17 protein-coding genes are annotated in these 18,297 nt (G+C 41.0%); 13 read left to right on the top strand and 4 right to left on the bottom strand.

Features of this window, described 5'->3' with window-relative positions:
• The 10 genes from LX64_RS20805 to LX64_RS20765 form a co-directional block, all read left to right on the top strand.
• A partial coding sequence (locus LX64_RS20805) for a DUF6443 domain-containing protein (RefSeq protein WP_211324860.1) occupies nt 1-3,912 on the top strand: 3,912 nt, incomplete at its 5' end.
• Between the two features lie 4 nt (nt 3,913-3,916).
• A complete protein-coding gene (locus LX64_RS20800; RefSeq protein ID WP_111599622.1) occupies nt 3,917-4,384 on the top strand; it encodes a hypothetical protein in 468 nt (155 codons plus the stop codon).
• A 176-nt stretch (nt 4,385-4,560) separates the two neighbouring features.
• Nucleotides 4,561-5,133, top strand: a complete 573-nt coding sequence (locus tag LX64_RS20795) for a DUF4329 domain-containing protein (RefSeq protein ID WP_111599621.1) — start codon at nt 4,561-4,563, stop codon at nt 5,131-5,133.
• Between the two features lie 33 nt (nt 5,134-5,166).
• Nucleotides 5,167-5,496, top strand: a complete 330-nt coding sequence (locus LX64_RS20790; protein ID WP_111599620.1) for an NTF2 fold immunity protein — start codon at nt 5,167-5,169, stop codon at nt 5,494-5,496.
• 19 nt (nt 5,497-5,515) lie between these two features.
• A complete protein-coding gene (locus tag LX64_RS20785) occupies nt 5,516-5,878 on the top strand; it encodes a hypothetical protein (RefSeq protein ID WP_111599619.1) in 363 nt (120 codons plus the stop codon).
• The gene (locus LX64_RS20780) at nt 5,875-6,318 is read left to right on the top strand and encodes a hypothetical protein (RefSeq protein WP_111599618.1); all 444 of its coding nucleotides are present in this window, start codon (nt 5,875-5,877) and stop codon (nt 6,316-6,318) included. The genes LX64_RS20785 and LX64_RS20780 overlap by 4 nt, the downstream gene beginning before the upstream one ends.
• Before the next feature lie 99 nt (nt 6,319-6,417).
• Nucleotides 6,418-6,843: a DUF4265 domain-containing protein gene (locus LX64_RS20775; protein WP_111599617.1), complete on the top strand. Its 426-nt coding sequence runs from the start codon at nt 6,418-6,420 to the stop codon at nt 6,841-6,843.
• A 200-nt stretch (nt 6,844-7,043) separates the two neighbouring features.
• On the top strand, nt 7,044-7,259 hold the full coding sequence (locus LX64_RS25875; RefSeq protein WP_148707410.1) for a hypothetical protein: 216 nt from the start codon (nt 7,044-7,046) through the stop codon (nt 7,257-7,259).
• A 313-nt stretch (nt 7,260-7,572) separates the two neighbouring features.
• A complete protein-coding gene (locus tag LX64_RS20770; RefSeq protein ID WP_148707409.1) occupies nt 7,573-8,055 on the top strand; it encodes a hypothetical protein in 483 nt (160 codons plus the stop codon).
• Between the two features lie 432 nt (nt 8,056-8,487).
• The gene (locus LX64_RS20765) at nt 8,488-9,651 is read left to right on the top strand and encodes a hypothetical protein (protein WP_111599615.1); all 1,164 of its coding nucleotides are present in this window, start codon (nt 8,488-8,490) and stop codon (nt 9,649-9,651) included.
• Nucleotides 9,652-9,679: 28 nt separating this feature from the next.
• On the opposite strand, the gene LX64_RS20760 is transcribed toward LX64_RS20765, so the two are convergent.
• The 4 genes from LX64_RS20760 to LX64_RS20745 all read right to left on the bottom strand — a co-directional run bounded on the left by LX64_RS20760 (nt 9,680) and on the right by LX64_RS20745 (nt 12,061).
• Entirely contained in the window at nt 9,680-10,312 is a 633-nt protein-coding gene (locus LX64_RS20760; RefSeq protein WP_111599614.1) for a DUF4412 domain-containing protein, read from the bottom strand.
• Nucleotides 10,313-10,349: 37 nt separating this feature from the next.
• Nucleotides 10,350-10,820 carry a hypothetical protein gene (locus tag LX64_RS20755; protein WP_111599613.1) on the bottom strand — a complete coding sequence of 157 codons (471 nt, stop codon included), beginning with the start codon at nt 10,818-10,820 and terminating at the stop codon, nt 10,350-10,352.
• 161 nt (nt 10,821-10,981) lie between these two features.
• A complete protein-coding gene (locus LX64_RS20750; RefSeq protein WP_111599612.1) occupies nt 10,982-11,422 on the bottom strand; it encodes a hypothetical protein in 441 nt (146 codons plus the stop codon).
• A 36-nt stretch (nt 11,423-11,458) separates the two neighbouring features.
• Nucleotides 11,459-12,061 (bottom strand): RNA polymerase sigma-70 factor, encoded by a 603-nt coding sequence (locus LX64_RS20745; RefSeq protein ID WP_158538699.1) that lies wholly within the window; start codon nt 12,059-12,061, stop codon nt 11,459-11,461.
• 162 nt (nt 12,062-12,223) lie between these two features.
• On the opposite strand from LX64_RS20745, the gene LX64_RS20740 reads away from it, so the two are divergent.
• The 3 genes from LX64_RS20740 (at nt 12,224) to LX64_RS20730 (ending at nt 18,152) form a co-directional block, all read left to right on the top strand.
• The gene (locus LX64_RS20740) at nt 12,224-13,186 is read left to right on the top strand and encodes a FecR family protein (protein ID WP_111599610.1); all 963 of its coding nucleotides are present in this window, start codon (nt 12,224-12,226) and stop codon (nt 13,184-13,186) included.
• A 131-nt stretch (nt 13,187-13,317) separates the two neighbouring features.
• A complete protein-coding gene (locus LX64_RS20735; RefSeq protein ID WP_111599609.1) occupies nt 13,318-16,692 on the top strand; it encodes a SusC/RagA family TonB-linked outer membrane protein in 3,375 nt (1,124 codons plus the stop codon).
• A gap of 17 nt (nt 16,693-16,709) precedes the next feature.
• Nucleotides 16,710-18,152: a RagB/SusD family nutrient uptake outer membrane protein gene (locus tag LX64_RS20730; protein WP_111599608.1), complete on the top strand. Its 1,443-nt coding sequence runs from the start codon at nt 16,710-16,712 to the stop codon at nt 18,150-18,152.
• Nucleotides 18,153-18,297 lie beyond the last annotated feature (145 nt).

The following is an 18,297-nucleotide window of genomic DNA, read 5'->3' as shown; positions in this document are numbered from 1 at the left end:
CAAGGCGATATTGTTACGTTAAGTGTATACGACCAATACGGCCGTTCACCGCAACAATTTTTGCCTTATGTAGATTCGTTGGGCAATGGTTTGCCCAAGTTGAACGCTTCGACTAAGCAACCTGCTTTCTACAATCGTATTTTCTCTAACACGGAAGGCTTCTATTATAATAACACAGAACTCGAAGCTTCAACCCTCGACCGCCCATTAAAACAAATGGCCGCTGGTAAAAGCTGGGCGGGTAATAACAAAGGGGTAACTACTGAATACAGGTTTAACACCTTATCCGATAGTGTGCGTATTTGGAATATTAATTCCACCCAGTTAGCCACCCCAACAACAACAGGCATTTACCCTGCCGGTATGCTCAGTGTTGTTGAAACACGCGATGAAAACGACAACCGCGTAGTGGAATACAAAGACAAAGCAGGTACAGTGATCTTAAAGAAAGTACAAAGCATTGGCAATGGCGCCACTGCCCACGATGGTTGGTTATGTACTTACTATGTTTACGACGAATTGAACACCTTGCGTTTTGTACTACAACCCAAAGCCGTAGTTATCACGAGAAATAACAACTGGGTAATCCCAGCAGGCGTAAAAGATGAATTATGCTTCCAATACAGCTACGATGTACAAAACAGGATGATCTTGAAAAAAGTACCGGGTGCCGATGCCGTATATATGGTATACAACAAGCGCGATCAAATCGTACTTACCCAAGATGGTAACCAACGCTTATCAAGAACATGGCTAGCAAGCAAATACGATAGCTTAAACCGCGTTACACAAACAGGCACTTACATTGCAGCCAGCGTACAAACGCAAGCTCAAATGCAAACCAGCGTAGATGCCAACCAAGATTTCCCAGCGGTAGCTAATATTACGGCACTTACAAAAACCTTCTACGACGATTACTCGCAAGTAACCGTACCGGGGTATACCAGTGCAGATGTTGCCAAACTAACATCGTACACGAATAGCTACCCGGTTACCGTAACCAAAACAAATTCAACTATTGGTCTTACAACGGCAGCGCAAACAAGGGTATTAAACAGTACGCAATGGCTTACAACCGTAAGTTATTACGACGATCAATACCGCGTGATCCAAGCCATTGCCGATAACTACAGCGGCGGCAAAGACACCGTTACAAGCCTCTATGATTTTAGCGGTAAAATGCTGTCGTCCTATGCTCGACATGCTAATGCAACTGCCCGCTTACATGGCAAGCAAAAAGTATTGGTAAGCAACGAGTACAACCACGGCGGCGCGCTCCTTAACACCAAGATGCAATTAAATGACGACGGTGTCAATAAAACAGTTAGCACAGCTCTATACAACGAACTAGGTCAATTGATCACCAAAACACTCGGCAGCAACCTCGAAACACTCGAGTATACCTATAATATCCGTGGCTGGGTAGACGGCATCAATAAGAACTACGTTAATAACACCGCCACCCACTTCTTCGGGATGGAACTCAACTACGACCGTGGCTTTAACCAGCTACAGTTAAACGGTAACATCACCGGCACCAAGTGGCGTTCTGCTAACAACGGCATTGCCCGCTCATATGGTTTCGGTTACGATAGAACCAACCGCTTAACCTATGCCGATTTCAAACAAGATGCCAGCGGTGTGGGTACCAACTACGTCGACAATAGCACCATCCAGTTCGATGTACCAAAAATCAGCTACGATGAAAACGGTAACATCCTAACGATGAAACAATTCGGCCTTGTAGGAACCACTTCCTCCCTCGTCGATAACCTCGTATACACATACGCCGCTAACAGCAACAAACTATTAGCCGTTAAAGACTCCGTAGCACCCAACCCTACAGCCAAGCTCGGCGATTTCCTCGACAACAATCCAACCGGCAACGATTACGCCTACGATGTAAACGGCAGCATGAACAAGGATAACAACAAGGCCATTGACAGCATCCGCTACAATATCCTTAACCTCCCCGAGTTCATCCACATTAAAGGCAAAGGCAACATTTTGTATGTATACGATGCAGCGGGTACGAAACACCAGAAAATCGTCATCGATTCCACCGCGGGTGTAAAACGAGATACCACGACCTACATCGGCGGCTATATTTACAAGAACGACACCTTGCAGTTTGCCAGCCAATCCGAAGGCCGCATTCGCCCCGTTGTAAAAGCTGGCCAACCTGTTAGTTACGTGTATGATTACTTCGTGAAAGATCACCTCGGCAATACCCGCATGGTACTTACCGAGCAAACGGACCTCTCTTCATACGTAGCCACCATGGAAACGGAGAATGCCCCCGTAGAAACCCAACTCTTCAGTAACATAGAGGAAACAGGCGCTGCTGTACCGAGCGGGTTTAATGGTACGCAAAGAACCATGTCGACGGAGAATACAAACAAACGTGTTGCCCGTCTAAATGGTAACGACCCTAATTCGAAAGTAGGCCCCTCTTTAGTAATTAAAGTAATGGCCGGCGATACCGTTTCACTCGGTGCCCAAGCTTACTACAAAGAAGTAGCAGGAGAAACAAAATCCAATCCCAACGTTATCAACGATTTATTACCATCCTTGATCAACGCCTTGGGTGGTGCCACCACAGAAGTAGGCAAAGGTATCGCTGCCAACGCAGCAGGCCCCATCAACGCCGAGTTCTTTGCCAATGGTTACCAACGCCTCAAAGAACGAGACACAGATCCTTTACAAAATAACCGCCCGAAAGCCTATTTGAATTACACATTATTCGATGAAAACTTTATATTAGTAGAAGAAAACAGCGGTGTAAAACAAGTAGCTGCCACACCCGGTGAAGTACAAAACATAGGTGCTTCTAAGATGGTGGTACAAAAAAGCGGTTTCTTGTACCTGTACCCCACCAATGAAAGTTCTACAGATGTGTTCTTTGATAACGTTACCTTACTTGTTGCCAGTGGGCCTATTTTAGAGGAAACGCACTATTACCCGTTTGGATTGACGATGGCGGGGATTAGTTCCAATGCGTTGATGGGGACTAACTATGCGGAAAACCGCTTGAAATACAACGGAAAGGAACTTCAATCAAAAGAGTTCGGGGATGGTTCGGGGCTTGAGTTGTATGACTATGGAGCGAGAATGCAAGATCCGCAAATCGGGCGATGGTGGGTAATAGATCCATTAGCGGATAAAATGCGGAGATGGTCACCGTATACTTATGCCTTTGATAATCCGATAAGATTTATAGACGCGGATGGAATGATACCTGGTGATTATTACAACCTTGAAAATAAGAAAATAGGTTCGGATGGTATTAATGATAAAAAAATATATGCAGTCAGGACTATAAAAGATGAAGCTGCAATTTCAGTGAGTATGAGGGAAAACGGCAAAGTGAATAAAGAAGGATTAACATCAGCTGTTGAGTTACCTGGTGCGACTGTACGAGCTGCTATGCAGCAATCGCTTGCGGATGCAGGATCACCTTCTTTTCACGAAGAAGGCGGTTTTTTTGGAAAGAGAGAAGATGGGTCAGATTTTGTGGTAAGGGCAAAGGCTGGAGAAAATGCTGATCCATCAAAAGACCCATATGCTTCAATAAACACCATGCTGGCGGCAAATAAAAATGATTTGAACAATATTGGGCTTGAATTATCAGGAGAATGGCATACGCATCCTGATGGAGTTGTAGTAAACAAAGAAATAGTTGGTAATACAGAAATTACAAAGACATCTTCCTTTGGGAATCCTCCGTCGAATTTAATGCATAATGGAGAGAATATTGGAGATGTGCCGAATGCAAGAGCTAATGTAGAAGGATTTACAGGTAATCGTTATGTTTTGGCTCAAGGGAATAAGACGGTTTATATATACAATGGTGGTGGTACAGTAGCAACCTTTACATTTGATCAATTTTTTAGTATTGGCATAAAGAAATAGAATTATGGAAAAGTTATGGGGATTAATATTTTTTTTAGTTGTTACCCCTTGTTGGGCATTTGGGCAAAAAGCGGATAATACAGAGACGCTTGATAGTACAAATTTGTATTATCAAGCGTTTAGTAATTATTGTGCTCAACTTTCATCTGAAAATGTACAAACACTGTTATTGGAAGAAAATAATATAACTACAGAAAGTATTCCACGGCGAATAGGGGCTCATAATATAGAGGTGCTTGACGTTTTTGGCGTACAAAATAAGTTGAAAGAAAAGAAATCAATAATACTCTTCAGGATAGTTCCACTACGGATTAAAAATGGTAAATTTTTTATAAATATCATTCCGTTTAATGTAGTAAGCACATCGTCAGGAATTAATTATATTAATAGTGGAGGAAGTATAGTTGAGTTTTTCTATGATTGTTCAAGTAAGAAATTTAATATTTTAGGAGTTAAAACCAATGGTATATAATAATGGTAACCGCAGAGCAAGTCTCTGCGGCTTACTTTTATGAGTTAAAGGCTTTTTTAGCTTTGGTATTTTGAATAATATTATCAATAAGGAAATACACCTTCTCTTTAGTATCCTCATCCAGCTTCTCAATGTCCTGGATGCGCTGCAATGTTTTTTTATCAAAGTGAGCGTTAATGCCTTCACCCACCAGGCCTGGAGATTTGTTTAAAACGGTTCATGATGCTGCCAAGTACTTTGGTAGAACGTACAATCTTACTTCCATAGCAAAAAATAAGGAATTATCTTCCTATATATATTCAGTAAAGAAAAAAGGTGAAACTCTTTACTCATATACAAAAGCCAAGGAAGTAGATGGAAATAATGTCAAGAACACGCCATGGTATTACCAAACCCCACGGGGTGCATCACTAGAGGGAGATGCCCATACACATGGTGCGTACGATCCCAATTATTTAAATAATCAATTTTCTCCCGATGATATGATTGGCACAGACAATTCTGATTTTAAGGTAGCTTTCGTAGTTACCCCCAATGGTACTTTGCTTAAGTACACACCTGCTGAATCTAGAGAACATGATGAAGGAAGAATTGAGGTGGTAAATACAGATATGCCAAGTGATCCGAAAGACCCAACTAGCAAAAAAACAGTGCCGCAAGAGCCACCAGATGCTTCGACAGATAGTTCCAAAACTCCTCATCCGACACAAAGCAAACCTCCGGAAGGAATAAGAAGGAAATTGGATTAGGATAAAATTATCATTACTTAAAAAAATATTAATATGAAAATTCTTCTCTCTTCACTATTACTTGTAGGCATGATTGTATTTATAATGCATCCTGCAAAGAGTCTTCAAGGTAATACTCAAATAATTGGACCCAATGATGTTATTCCAAATTCGATTACAGCGGAGAAAATCGCGGAAACACTTTTTGTTACAAGATTTGGTAAAAAAGTTATCGAAAAGCAAAAACCATTCAAAGTTACTATGAAGGATTCAACAGTATGCATTGTTGAAGGAACTTTGCCAAAGGGTTATCGAGGAGGAACTGCATATATTGAATTACGGAAGCGGGATTGTTTGGTACTAAAATTATGGCATTCGAAATGATATAGGAGTAACTTATACAATGGCATTTCTCTTTAACACATTAAAAGGAGCATTAAAGGCAAAAGTTTACGGGATACTTGAAACTGATACCTGTCCGGTTTGTAATCATGATAACTTAAACAATGAGTATAATATTTATGTGGAAGACGATGTTATAAGATCAGTTTCCATAATGAAAGATATAGGAGATTACTTTGCTGATGAGGGGAATTTTAAAATACTTGAATATATTAAATATGTTTTTACTGCTGTTCTTAATGAAATTGTAAAGGTTAGAAGCAAGATAAATCTTGAAAATGATGCAAATAGTCGTGCTAAAAATAAGATAGGTAACATGGCATATACTGAAGGTAAAAAAAATAATTTTAAAGTAAATTCATGAAGACAAAAATAATCTCAACTGCGATAGTAGGCGCATTATTTCTTTTCTGTAATACGTCACATGCACAGGACATAAGTTTTGATAGCAAGGGTTTTAAAGAAAAAAATCTAAAAACATATATTGAAGCTAATATTGAAATATATGTTGACTCTATTAATAATGCATTTTATAAAAGTGAAATTCCAGCTTTTTTATTAGATACACAATTAGATTATAAATTTAGAAGTTTATGGATTTCGCCTCATTTAGCACTATCTATTAGAAAACAAATTATAAATAGAGTGAGTAATTGCCACCCATTAAGGCTCATATTAGAAAGCAAAGAACCGCTTTATAAAAAGCAACCTTTAAGGGAAGATGTCACATTACCTTATGGAAATAAATCAATATATGATTTTGTAAAGGAAAGACTTTACCAACTTGATTGTTTGAGCAAGTAATTAATATAGCTAATTTCAATACCACATGATCCGAACTAGAAAAGGTAGTTATATAGCTACCTTTTCTAGTTTAATTTGTAAAGGCACCAAAATCCTCGTATGAATGAAGAATTAGATAAAATCCTATTCACCTATAAAGGATTCGATGATAATTATTATATTGAAAGTGTATGGGCTGAAAAACATGGAAACTACTATAGAATAGTCAACATTCCCTTTTTTGCCACCAGTATTGCATATGGAGATATAGTTAGTGTTGAAAATGACAATGGTGAATTACATTACCTAGATATAATTGCGGCATCTGGACATAGCACAATAAATATAAGTTTCTTTATCGAAGAAGAAATTGACAATACTACTAAAAAGCTTACCGAATTAGGGTGTGATTGGGAAGGAAGTCATATCAAAACTTATATTTCAGTAGATATACCCCAAACAGTTAATTATAAAAACGTAAAAGATTTTTTAAATACTGGCGCTACAAAAGGATATTTTGATTTCCGAGAAGCTTGTATTGGATGATAGATAATTAGATTGTATGAAAAAAGAAATAATCGAACTAACAAAAAACATCACTGGAAATTCTCCGCAACCTGTTGATGTAATTACTGATGTTGTAAGTAAAATCGGCCTCAAAATGGACAGATTACTTAGCATACATTACAATTTATAATGGAGGTGAAGGAGAGATTGGAGAAGAAGGATATATTAGATTGTGGGGAATGGAAGAATTATTTGAAGCTAATGATGATTATATGGTCTCTACGTTTGCTCCAAGTTTATTCCTTATTGGAAGCAATGGAGGCGATACTGCGTATGGCTTATATAAAAATAGTGGTGAATTTATAGAAGTGCCATTTATTGGATTATCAAATGACACATTCACAGTGATAAGTAAAGATTTTTATAATTTCTTAGTTCATATATCTAGAGAATAATGATGTAGGATTAAACAGTAATTCTTTTTCTTTATCATCTTTTACTTATCATAACACTTTAAAATATAAAACAGTAATGGGAAGCAATCAGCATCAACAATTAGTCCAAATCCATTACGATCATATTGTTGCATACACAGTATCATAACTAATACAGGGACAAAATGGCCCTATTTTGGAGGAAACGCATTACTATCCATTTGGGTTGACGATGGCGGGGATAAGTTCAAATGCCTTGAAGGGAAGTAAGCTTGGTGAAAGAGTGGCGTACAATTTAGCTGTATTTTTTCTTAATAAATAAAAAATCAATACATTGTCAAAATTATTATTCCTATTATTACTCCCTATTATAACTCTTCCAAGTTGTGCAATAAAGAGATCCGCAGTTAAAAACTATTCATTTCTAATTGAATGTCCCAATAATACTTCTTATTACATAATTAATTTAGACAATGAAGGAATGGGTGTAGTTAGATTTTGTCATGAGAAGTCAGACACTATAAATTATCTAGTAAATAAGAATGATAAAATGGAAGAAATAGCTTCATTTAGTCTTCAAATAAAAGATAAAAATCTTATAGATAGTCTACTTACACACATTTCCCCATTTCAAATATCAGAAAGACATTTATCTCATGATTTGTTCTATTATATTTTAAAAATAGATGGAATAACTATAAGAGAAGGAAACTCTTCAGATAAAGAATTAAATAATGTATTTAGAATAATAAGCACCAATATTCCCAGGGAAATTGAAAACAAAGATTATTGCGGTGTATTTACCAACAAATCCTAATATTATCATTAAGGTACTACAAGCTAAATTCTAATTTCATGATTTAAAGTAGATAGCTTTAATCAAACTCAATTAGTAACTCTTATAAGGGATGATGGCGAAGATTTCCTTGTAGAATTTAGCAAAAAGTACAGTATAAATATTAATAACTTTTATTTTACGAAATTCTTATATTCTGAATCATCGACGGCACCATGTGATTTTAATGTAAATCCCATGTGATTCCATGTGATTTCGATGTAATTCAAAGCTCCCTCCTCCCAATCCTGTCATCCCCCGTACTACATACACTTAAAACGTACCCATCGATAAGATGAACCCGGTATAAATAACAACATAAAATATACATGTAAATGCCACAAAACTGCGCTACTAGGTACCATATTTGAGTAGTATATAGTACTGTTTATTAACCAAATAAAAATCGCATCCATGAGTAACGCTATGTATCTCAACCCAAAACAACTGCACAAAGTGGCAGTATACCCTACGGCCAATGGCTTCATTACCCTTACGAAACAAAGAAAACCCACTAATTGGAATAATGAATGCTATGAAAAAATTCGTTCGCATAGAACCGAGTTTGGCAGGGCTGCACAAACAGCATCGGCTATTCGTTTAACTTTTAAAGAGATGATAGAGCTGGCACCCGATCCTAGTATGTACAAAAGGCTGTCATCCACACTATTAGCCATCATCAAAAAAGATACCCAGCACATTCGCGGCGAACGCACCGTGGAAGCGGGCGATATCATGGGCTTGGCCGATTTCCAATTCAACCAAGCTGCTAACTTCTACCGGGTATGTAGATCAAAACCTACCATTCATATGGATAGGGAAAACGGTACTGCACAGGTTAACATGGAAGCCTTCAACCCTCAACACGAATTACGCCTTCCCAACCACACTACGCACTTTACATTCGTAGCTGCTGTACATGCTATTAACTTCGATACCATGGAGGCGCATACTACCTACGTTAAGTCGGCTGTATTACCCGTAGATCAACCCCTTACAGAAGCTTTACAACTTCACTTGGATTTCACGCCCAATGATCCACGACATTTGTTTGTATCTATTGGATTCGAATTCATTGAAATCCTAAACGACCAAGCATACAACATAGTTGCAGGATATAAAAACCCAATGTGCATTGCCCGCGTATACCCAAAACAAGCTGTGAACAATGTAAGCAAAATACCTGCGGAGGAAACAACCCCGGAGGCAGACTTATGCGTGCAAACCGCCCCTGGCATACCCACCATATTGGAAATAGAAAACACAAGTACGCAACACACTTACATGGACATACAAAACACTGCAACAACAGCTAGTTCATCCTACCCCATCAACAATATGGCCGCTTTCCTAAAGTACATGGAAACAAAGGAGGAAGTAAAAACACCCATGGAAGTACACAGCACAACACAACTTGAAACAGGCAAACTACCTAGTACAATTACTTTCAAAGCACAGCCTAAAAAAGGCAACGCATTCAATAAAAACATCCGTATCAAATCTGCGATACACAGTAAACAAATAACACGCAGGGTAAACACAAACGCAAGCGAAAGGAATATGCGCAGTTCGGAGTAAATAAAAGAGAAAGTGATGGATGTAATACCTACGGCATCACGCTCTGCAACATCGTACGCGCAGGTATTTGGAAGAACGTTTCTTGTAAACTCAAAGGCATTACTTGCGTGGCCGTAGTTTCTACTTTATAATCGTTTACCTCCTGTACTATCTTCAGGGGCACAGCACCAGATTGCTCGCAATAAGCTGCCCAGTTGTTGCTGGTATGACCGGCAAATTTCGACGCATCGAGCTTTAGTTGTGCGCTGTAGTAATACGTGGTAGCACCATGGCGTGTACGGAAAGTAAGGGCATCACAATTATAACCTAGTATAGTGGCAGCGCCGGGAATACGGGTTACCTGCTCGATGGTGTCTGTCATGCGCGAGGCATCTACGTAGAAAAGGGTATCAGGCTTGGAAGTGAGGAAATACAAACGGTTTTCTTGTCCACGGTAAAGTTGCATGCGGCGAGAAATCCCGTTGTAACTGTATTTATAATTGCCGTCTTTGATGTAGAACTGTTGCAAAGTACCGTACAATGTGCCGAATTGTGCATCCGTTACGCCGTCTACTTTGCTGGTGTACTTACTCACGTAAGCAATTTTACCTTCAAAGTATTGCGCTTGGCTGCGCGTTGCACACACCAATACGAAAACAAATAGGAAAAGTATTCTTTGCATAGGCCATCGTTCTACCCTTGCAACCTACAAAAAATATTTAGGTTTTCCCCAGCTTGTTGATATAATACTGCTTATAAAAATAAACATGCAAGTACACGGTGGTCTTAAATGTTTTCCGAACACCATCGGTATAATTGAAAGCCGCGTTCCAGCGGGGCATTTGCCGGATGAGACGCTTTACCTCGTTAATAAAAGGCTTGTTCTCTTTATTCTCGAGCATCGGGATTTGAAAACGCTGGATAGTACCCAACTTGCCAATCTTTAAGGCTACAGGTATAAACTTCTGGTTACGCAAACTCTTCTTACCCGTTTTGAAATCTAAGTTGGAAAGAATAAAGGCATACAAATCGTCGGGACATTGCCCAAACGTAGGCCATGTAATCGACGAGTCCATCGCCACTGTAATCCACGTGGGTTGATCAGTAGTATCAATTACAACTTGCGCTTTACTTTCTTGTACTATACACAATAACAGTAAGCTTGCTAACACGATGAACAATGCTTTCATGGTAATAAGGATGATCGTTGTTACAACAACCGGTTTTCAATAGGTATTGGTATGGTTTCTCGCTTCGTTTGCTTCTACATCAATCCATTAAAGGTAGTTATATTATAATATAATTCCATATTTCTGGGCATAGAATTTTAGATCATCTTATGAAAAACAACTTACTCCGTACTTTCTTTCGTGTATTGTTGAGGGTTGAAGGTGAGGGTACCAATCTTGCCATCCTTCCCAGGATCGAAGAGCATACTTACTTCGTAGAGGATAATGTTGGTATTACTTTTATCTTGGTATTGACATACCACCAACACGCGCATATCTTCACCAATAGGGGTTACATTGAAGAACAAACCCGCGCCTGTTTTCTTCGCCGCCTTCATTTCTTTAGCAGCTTGTTGTACACGGCTTTTTAACCCCGCTTGGCGATCGAGTGTATCGGCATTCACCAAGCGCAAAGCTTTCCGTACTTTTTGATCTTCGAGCAAATACACGAACTTACCGGCCGTAGATACTTTCGCTTGCATGTCTTCCATTTGTGCAGAAGCCTTGTGAAAACTACCGGCTACCATGCCTAGGAGGACTATATATTTGAAGATCAATTTCATATAATGAAGGTAAAACGAATGCGTGGTAAGTAAATGTTAATTATTGTATAGCATGAAGATGAATGCCACCATGCCTAGTTCTTGGCTGCTTAATTCCTTCCTTAATATAGCCAAGGCTTTACTGATATGTTTCTCTACCGTGTTCACCGAAATACCCAATCGCTCGGCGATCGACTTATTCGGCAAGGCCTCGAAACGACTCAATTCAAACACTTCCCTACATTTCACCGGCATCTGTTCTAACACTTGGCGAAATTTCATTTCCAAGGTTTTCCCATCAATCCCTAGTTGTAAGTAGTTGTGTTGCGCTTGCGTAGCCGCAATGTTGGCGTGGTGTTGTTCGTGGATGAGGTGATTGCGGAATTCGTTCAAGATCCTATTCCGCAAGCTGGCAAATAAGTAAGCTTTCACATGCTGGTCGGCCGCCAATTGGTGCCGCTTCTCGTAAAAATTAACAAATACTTCTTGTACCACGTCGTCGGCTGCTGCTTTCGATTGTAAACGTTTGAACGCGGTACGGTACATCATATCCACGTAACGTTGATACAACGTTTCGAAAGCCAGCGGGTTGTTATGCTTCATTTCAGCCAATAACAGGTCGTCGGCTAAGGCAGCGTATATTTTGGTTGATTGCAACATTCTTATTAGCTCGCGTATTACTTGTTCACCGTGGTGTAAATTATAATAATCCGGCGACATTCAAAATACAGCCTTCCAAATAACCCTTCAGAAAAATATTTTCAAAAGGAATGGCGGTAGGGGTTTGTTAGTGTGTCTTATATCAAAGCACATCCCACGTCAATGAATAAAGAAACAATCGCGGCCCTATTATTAAAATACCAAAACGGCGAATGCTCCGAGGAAGAAAAGCAGCTCGTAGAGCAGTTCTACCAAGGTTTCGACGCCGAGGAAGACACCCTTCCTACGCAAGAAGCGATGCAACCGCATTATCATACATTGTACACCAATATCATGGCCAAGGTGCAAACCACCCATCCTACACCAAAACGCCTATTCACCATCCAGCGCCTTGCTATGGCGGCAGCTATTTTGGCCCTGTGCGTGGTAAGTGTATGGCTATTGATGCCCACCAAACGTACACCTACCCTCGCCCAGAACCAGCCCGCGAAAGAGCAAGGTAAACGCTTTATTAAGCTGGCAGATGGTAGCTCGGTATTACTCAAAGCAGGCAGCCAATTGCAATACCCGCATACATTCAACGGCGCAACCCGCGATGTATACCTTACCGGCGAAGCGTATTTCAACATTGCACCCCATGCTACGCAGCCTTTTGTAGTGCACACGGGCGATGTAACAACTACCGTACTGGGTACCGCCTTTAATGTAAAAGCGATGGAAGGGGAAGCCCAAGTAACCGTAACGGTACAAACAGGCAAGGTGAAGGTAGATGCCAGCGGGAAAGCGTTAGGTGTGCTTACATCGAACGAGCAATTATTGGTGTCGCAAAAAGACGAGAAAGTAGAACGGAATACTGCGGTAAACATGGCACCTGTAATGAACTGGGCGCAAGAAGATATATCCTTTAATAATGCCACCTATGCAGAAGCAGCGAGCGTGTTAAGTGAGAAATACGGGGTGCAGATCATTTTTGAAAGGAAAGAAACACAGCATTGCAGGTTTACGACTTCTTTCTTGAACCAAAGCTCCTTGGAAGATATTCTAACGGTTTTGTGTGCCTTCAACCAATCGACTTACCAAATTCAAAATAGCATCGTCACCATTTACGGCGGCCAGTGCAATTAACGCTTTAAAATAGTTATCAATTCATGCCACCATAAACTAGATAATACCTAAAAAAAGTAACCCGGGCTGCCACCCAGGTTACTGAAACGGTCTTAAATACTTTGTTTGACAATTAAAACCACTTGCAATTTATGCAAAAAACTAGTCTTTTGCCAGTTGCGAACGCGCCTTTCTATGCCCGGTGTCGTCGCTTGCTGGAAAACAACCAAACCACCCTTCGCTTTATTATGAAAGTCAATGTTATTCTTGCTATCATCATCGCGCTCAGCGGGCAGCTATTGCTGGCGAGCACCATGAAAGGGCAAGGCAAAACCAACCTGGCTATTACATTCGGCGCACAAGAAGAGTCGCTCAAATCTGCCCTCAGTAGAATGGAGCGCTTAGCTAATATTCGATTTATCTACCGCCAGGAACAAGTGGCAAACTATAAAAACATTAGTATCCCCAAAGCATCGCGCAGCCTCGGCGAACAGCTCGAGTTGGTGTTCGAAAACACGCCTTTGCGCTACCGCGTGGTGAACGATCATTTCATTATATACAACGCGCAAACCGAAGCCACTGATCATCTCCCTGTTCCAACCGAACAGCGTACAGCGGCCGATAATGGCGCCATTCATGGTAAAGTAGTCGACAGTAAAGGCGATGTTATCATTGGTGCTACTATTCACATTGCAGGAACCAGCTTCGGTACTTCCTCCAATGCCAACGGCGAATTCAGTATCAAAAACTTGAAAGCCGGCGAATATACCATCGTGGTATCGTTCATTGGTTTCGAGAAAGTAACGAAACAAGTAAAGGTAGACAACAACGATGTACAACTATCTATTGTGCTGCCAGAAGCGGTAAACCCGTTAAACGAAGTGGTAGTAGTAGCGTACGACAACCAGAAGCGTTCTAGCTTTACAGGTTCTGCCGCTACGGTGAAAACCGCTGCCTTTGCCCGCTCGCCCCGCGCTACTTTACAAGAGAACTTACAAGGTAACGTAGCGGGTGTAATTGCTTCTAACGGTTCGGGACAGCCAGGTGCTACACCGAATATTAGGATTCGTGGTATTGGCTCTATCAACGCAGGTAGCGCCCCGCTCTACGTAGTAGATGGTGTGCCTTTAGCTGCTACAAGCGTAAGTAGTTTAAACTCACAAGATATCGAAAGCTTTACCGTGTTGAAAGATGCTTCTGCCGCTTCCCTCTACGGTTCAAGAGCTGCCAACGGTGTTATTCTAATTACAACCAAGAAAGGCAACGCAGGCAAAACAGTGTTCAATGCCTCTTCTCAATTCGGCTTTAATAAAGTAACCCTTACCGATAAACACTACCCTTTAAATACGCGTGAAATGTTAGAGTTACTGCGTGAAGGTTGGGTGAATAGCGGCCAGCCTGAAAGCACTTTCAAAGACGAAATCGCCAGCGTTGGCATCGATACAACGGTAGATACCGATTGGTTTGATGTACTAACCCGTAACGGTGCTTACCAACAATACGACTTATCGGCCAGCGGCGGTACCGATAAAACAAAGTTCTATGTTTCTGGTAGCTATTACACCAGTAAAGCAGCTCTCGAAGGCAGTGATTGGAAACGTTATACGGGTACTTTCCGCTTAACCAACCAAGCCACGAAGAACCTTTCTTTCAATATCGGCTTACAATTAAGCTACCGTTCTATGCACACGCAACCGGATGAAGGTTCGAACGGTAACCCCGTGCGTATGTACAAACGCTACCAACCTTGGTTGCGCGTGTTCAAAGAAGATGGTACTTACGATTTAAGCTATGCCAACAATTACAACCCGTTAGCGATCGTTCGCGAGAACTTCAACTTAACGTCCGATTATGGTGCTGTGGGTAAAGCAGGTGCGAAGTATACGTTAACAGATTGGTTATCGCTCGAAAACCAAACGAGCTTCGACTTCAATTACAACGATCAAAAAATATTCTATAAAGCAGGCATCGGTACGGCTCGTAGCAATGGTGGTGAAGCGTATTACAATACCTACCGCGTATTGAACTGGGTAAGTACCAGTATTCTTCGTGCTAACAAGCAATTTGGTCAACATGGTGTAGGTGCATTTATTGGTTATGAAGCACAAAAAGTAACAGGTTCTGGTAACAGCGCCGGGGTACAAAACTTCTTACCTAACACCACTACTTTGGACAACGCTTCTATTGCTACCGGTGCAGGATCTAATGAAACCATGAGTGCTTTGAACTCGATGTTTGCCAGCGCTAACTACAACTATAAATCGCGCTATTATGTAAGTGCTTCGGTACGTAGAGATGGTTCTTCTCGCTTTGGTAACATGCGTAGATTTGGTACGTTCTGGTCGGTAGGTGCTAGTTGGAATGTGGGTGAAGAAACCTTCATGAAAGCACAGTCAACAATCTCTGAACTCCGCTTAAGAACAAGCTACGGTGTGAATGGTAACCAGGACATCGACAACTTCGCATCACGTGCTTTATACGCCGGTTCTGATTATGATCAAAAACCGGGTTATGTATTCTCTCGTTACGGTAACAACTTGCTTACTTGGGAAAAGAATAAACCTTTCAACGTAGGTGTTGATTATGGTTTATGGAATAACCGCGTAACGGGTACAGTAGAATACTACATACGTAAAACATCCGACTTATTATTGGATATGCCTATTTCCGCTACTAACGGTGCTACCAGCATATTCACCAACGTAGGTGCCATGGAAAACAGTGGCTTCGAATTCGAGATCACTACGCAAAACATCCTCGCACAAGAAAACGGTTTCGGATGGAATACCAGCTTGAACTTCTCTACTTTAAAAAACCGCATTACGGCATTAAGCAGCCCTTATAGCGGCGATTCTTACAACCGTTATGTAGGGGGCGACTTCTACCAATATTACCTCCGTGGTTATGCCGGTGTTGACCAAACCAATGGTGATGCATTGTGGTATACAGATGCTACAAAAACGAAAACTACGAACGACTATGGTAAAGCTACACAGTTCAACCAAGGTAGTGCCTTACCGAAATTCTTCGGTGGTTTAACCAACACCTTTACTTACAAAGGCATTGGTTTCAGCTTCTTGCTCTTCTACAACTACGGTAACAAAGTGTACGACAACTGGGGTTCTAACAGCAACTCCGATGGTAACAAAGGCTTCAATGCAACCGATAAAATTCCACGTTACGTATACGATCACCGTTGGAGAACAGCAGGCAACCAAACCGATGTACCGAAAATGGTATACGGTGGTTCACAATCTGGCTCTTCCAACTACAGCTCTACCCGTTTCATGTACGATGGTGACTATATCCGTTTAAGGGATGTATCGTTGACTTACGATTTACCGAACTACATTGTAAAACAAGCACGTATGGGCGGTATCCGCGTATATGCGAGGGCGAGCAACTTGTTCACTTACATGAAAGATAGTAGAATGAACTTCGACCCTGAAGTAGGTATCGAAGGCAAAACCGATCAGAATGCACCTATGTACAAAACATTGTTATTCGGTATCGACATTAAGTTCTAACCATCAACCACAACATCATGAAAAAATTACTATACATATGCACATTGAGCGGGCTGTTCCTAACAACCGCTTGTTCCAAAGATTTCTTGGATACCAACCCGCAACAGAATACCGATGCTGATATGGTCATCAAAGATATTGCCAGCACCCGTGCTGCCATTAACGGTATCTATTCGCTCATGCAAAACTTGAACAACTACGGTAGAACTACCATCCTGTTGCCCGATATTATGAGTGATAATGCGTTCATTAGTAAAAAGAACCAAAACCGCTATCTCTCCTACGATCAATACATTACCACTGAAAGCGAATCGTACGCTGCCGGTCAATGGAACCAATTATATAGGGTGATTGCAAATACCAACTTGCTTATTGCAAAAGCAGAAGCTAACACTTACCCTTCCAGCGATTCTGCCGAAGTACAACATATCATCGGTGAAGCCTATGCACTACGTGCATTAGCACACTTCAACCTGGTACGCTTCTACGCATTGCCGTATAATGCAACGCCAACAGCCGATCATTTAGGTGTACCTGTAGTAACCAAAAATGCAACGAGCAAAGAAGGTATTATTTCGCCGAAACGTAACACGGTAAAAGAAGTATATACCCAAATTATCAGTGATTTCAACACAGCCATGCAACGCATGCCTAGAACACCTGTAGGCTTTAAAGCCAGCATGCGCGGTAAAATGGGTTACTACGGCACCAAGGCATTATTGGCCCGTGTACAACTCTACCGTGAAGATTATGTAGCGGCAGATTCTTTGGCGAATGATGTGATTACAAAAGGAGGCTTCGCCTTAATTACCCGCGATAAACTCATCGACGATTCCAAGAAACAAAACAGTACAGAGTCGATCTTCGAGATTCAATTCAATACCCTCGATAACCTCGGTAGCGATGCCTTGGTAAATATCTATTGGCAATCGGGTAGCTATGGCGATGCTTTATCTACGGAAGATTTATTCAATGCGTATACTGCTACCGATATTCGTAAAACCTTTATCACGAAAGGTAAACGCAGCGGTGGTGAAAACCCGGCTTGGTTGGTAACGAAATACACGAACAATACCAACTTCGAAGAACCGTCAAGAGTAATTCGCTTAGCAGAAGTTTACTTGATCCGTGCTGAAGCACGTGCCCATACCGGTAAAGAAGCCCTAGCATTGGCCGATCTAAACACCATTGCAGCTAGAGGCGACGACAAGCTAGTACCATACGACGTAGTAGGTACTGCCTTAACAGATGCGATCTTGAATGAAAGAAGGAAAGAATTAGCATTTGAAGGTCACCGCTTATTCGACTTAACCCGTACGAAGAAGAGCTTCACCAAGTATAGAAGTGCTACTACCATAGCCATTAATTACCCGAACGGCCGTACTATTTTGCCTATTCCACAAGCAGAGATGAAGGCGAATACGAACATGGAACAAAACGACGCTTACAAACCGAACTAATATACAACGGGACCATCCTATGAATCACCCCCAGGCCTCTTGGATATTCCAAGGGGCCTTTTTGTTACGTGTAAATTTCAGTACAAGTACGGAGAAATTGATGATTGGATTGTTTGAATTTTGTGTGCAATTAAACGCCCCATTC

It is taken from the genome of Chitinophaga skermanii, from assembly GCF_003259335.1.
In the GTDB taxonomy this organism is placed as follows: domain Bacteria; phylum Bacteroidota; class Bacteroidia; order Chitinophagales; family Chitinophagaceae; genus Chitinophaga; species Chitinophaga skermanii.
Note: the sequence above shows the minus strand (reverse complement) of the source record. Positions and strands in the feature narration are given on the sequence as shown.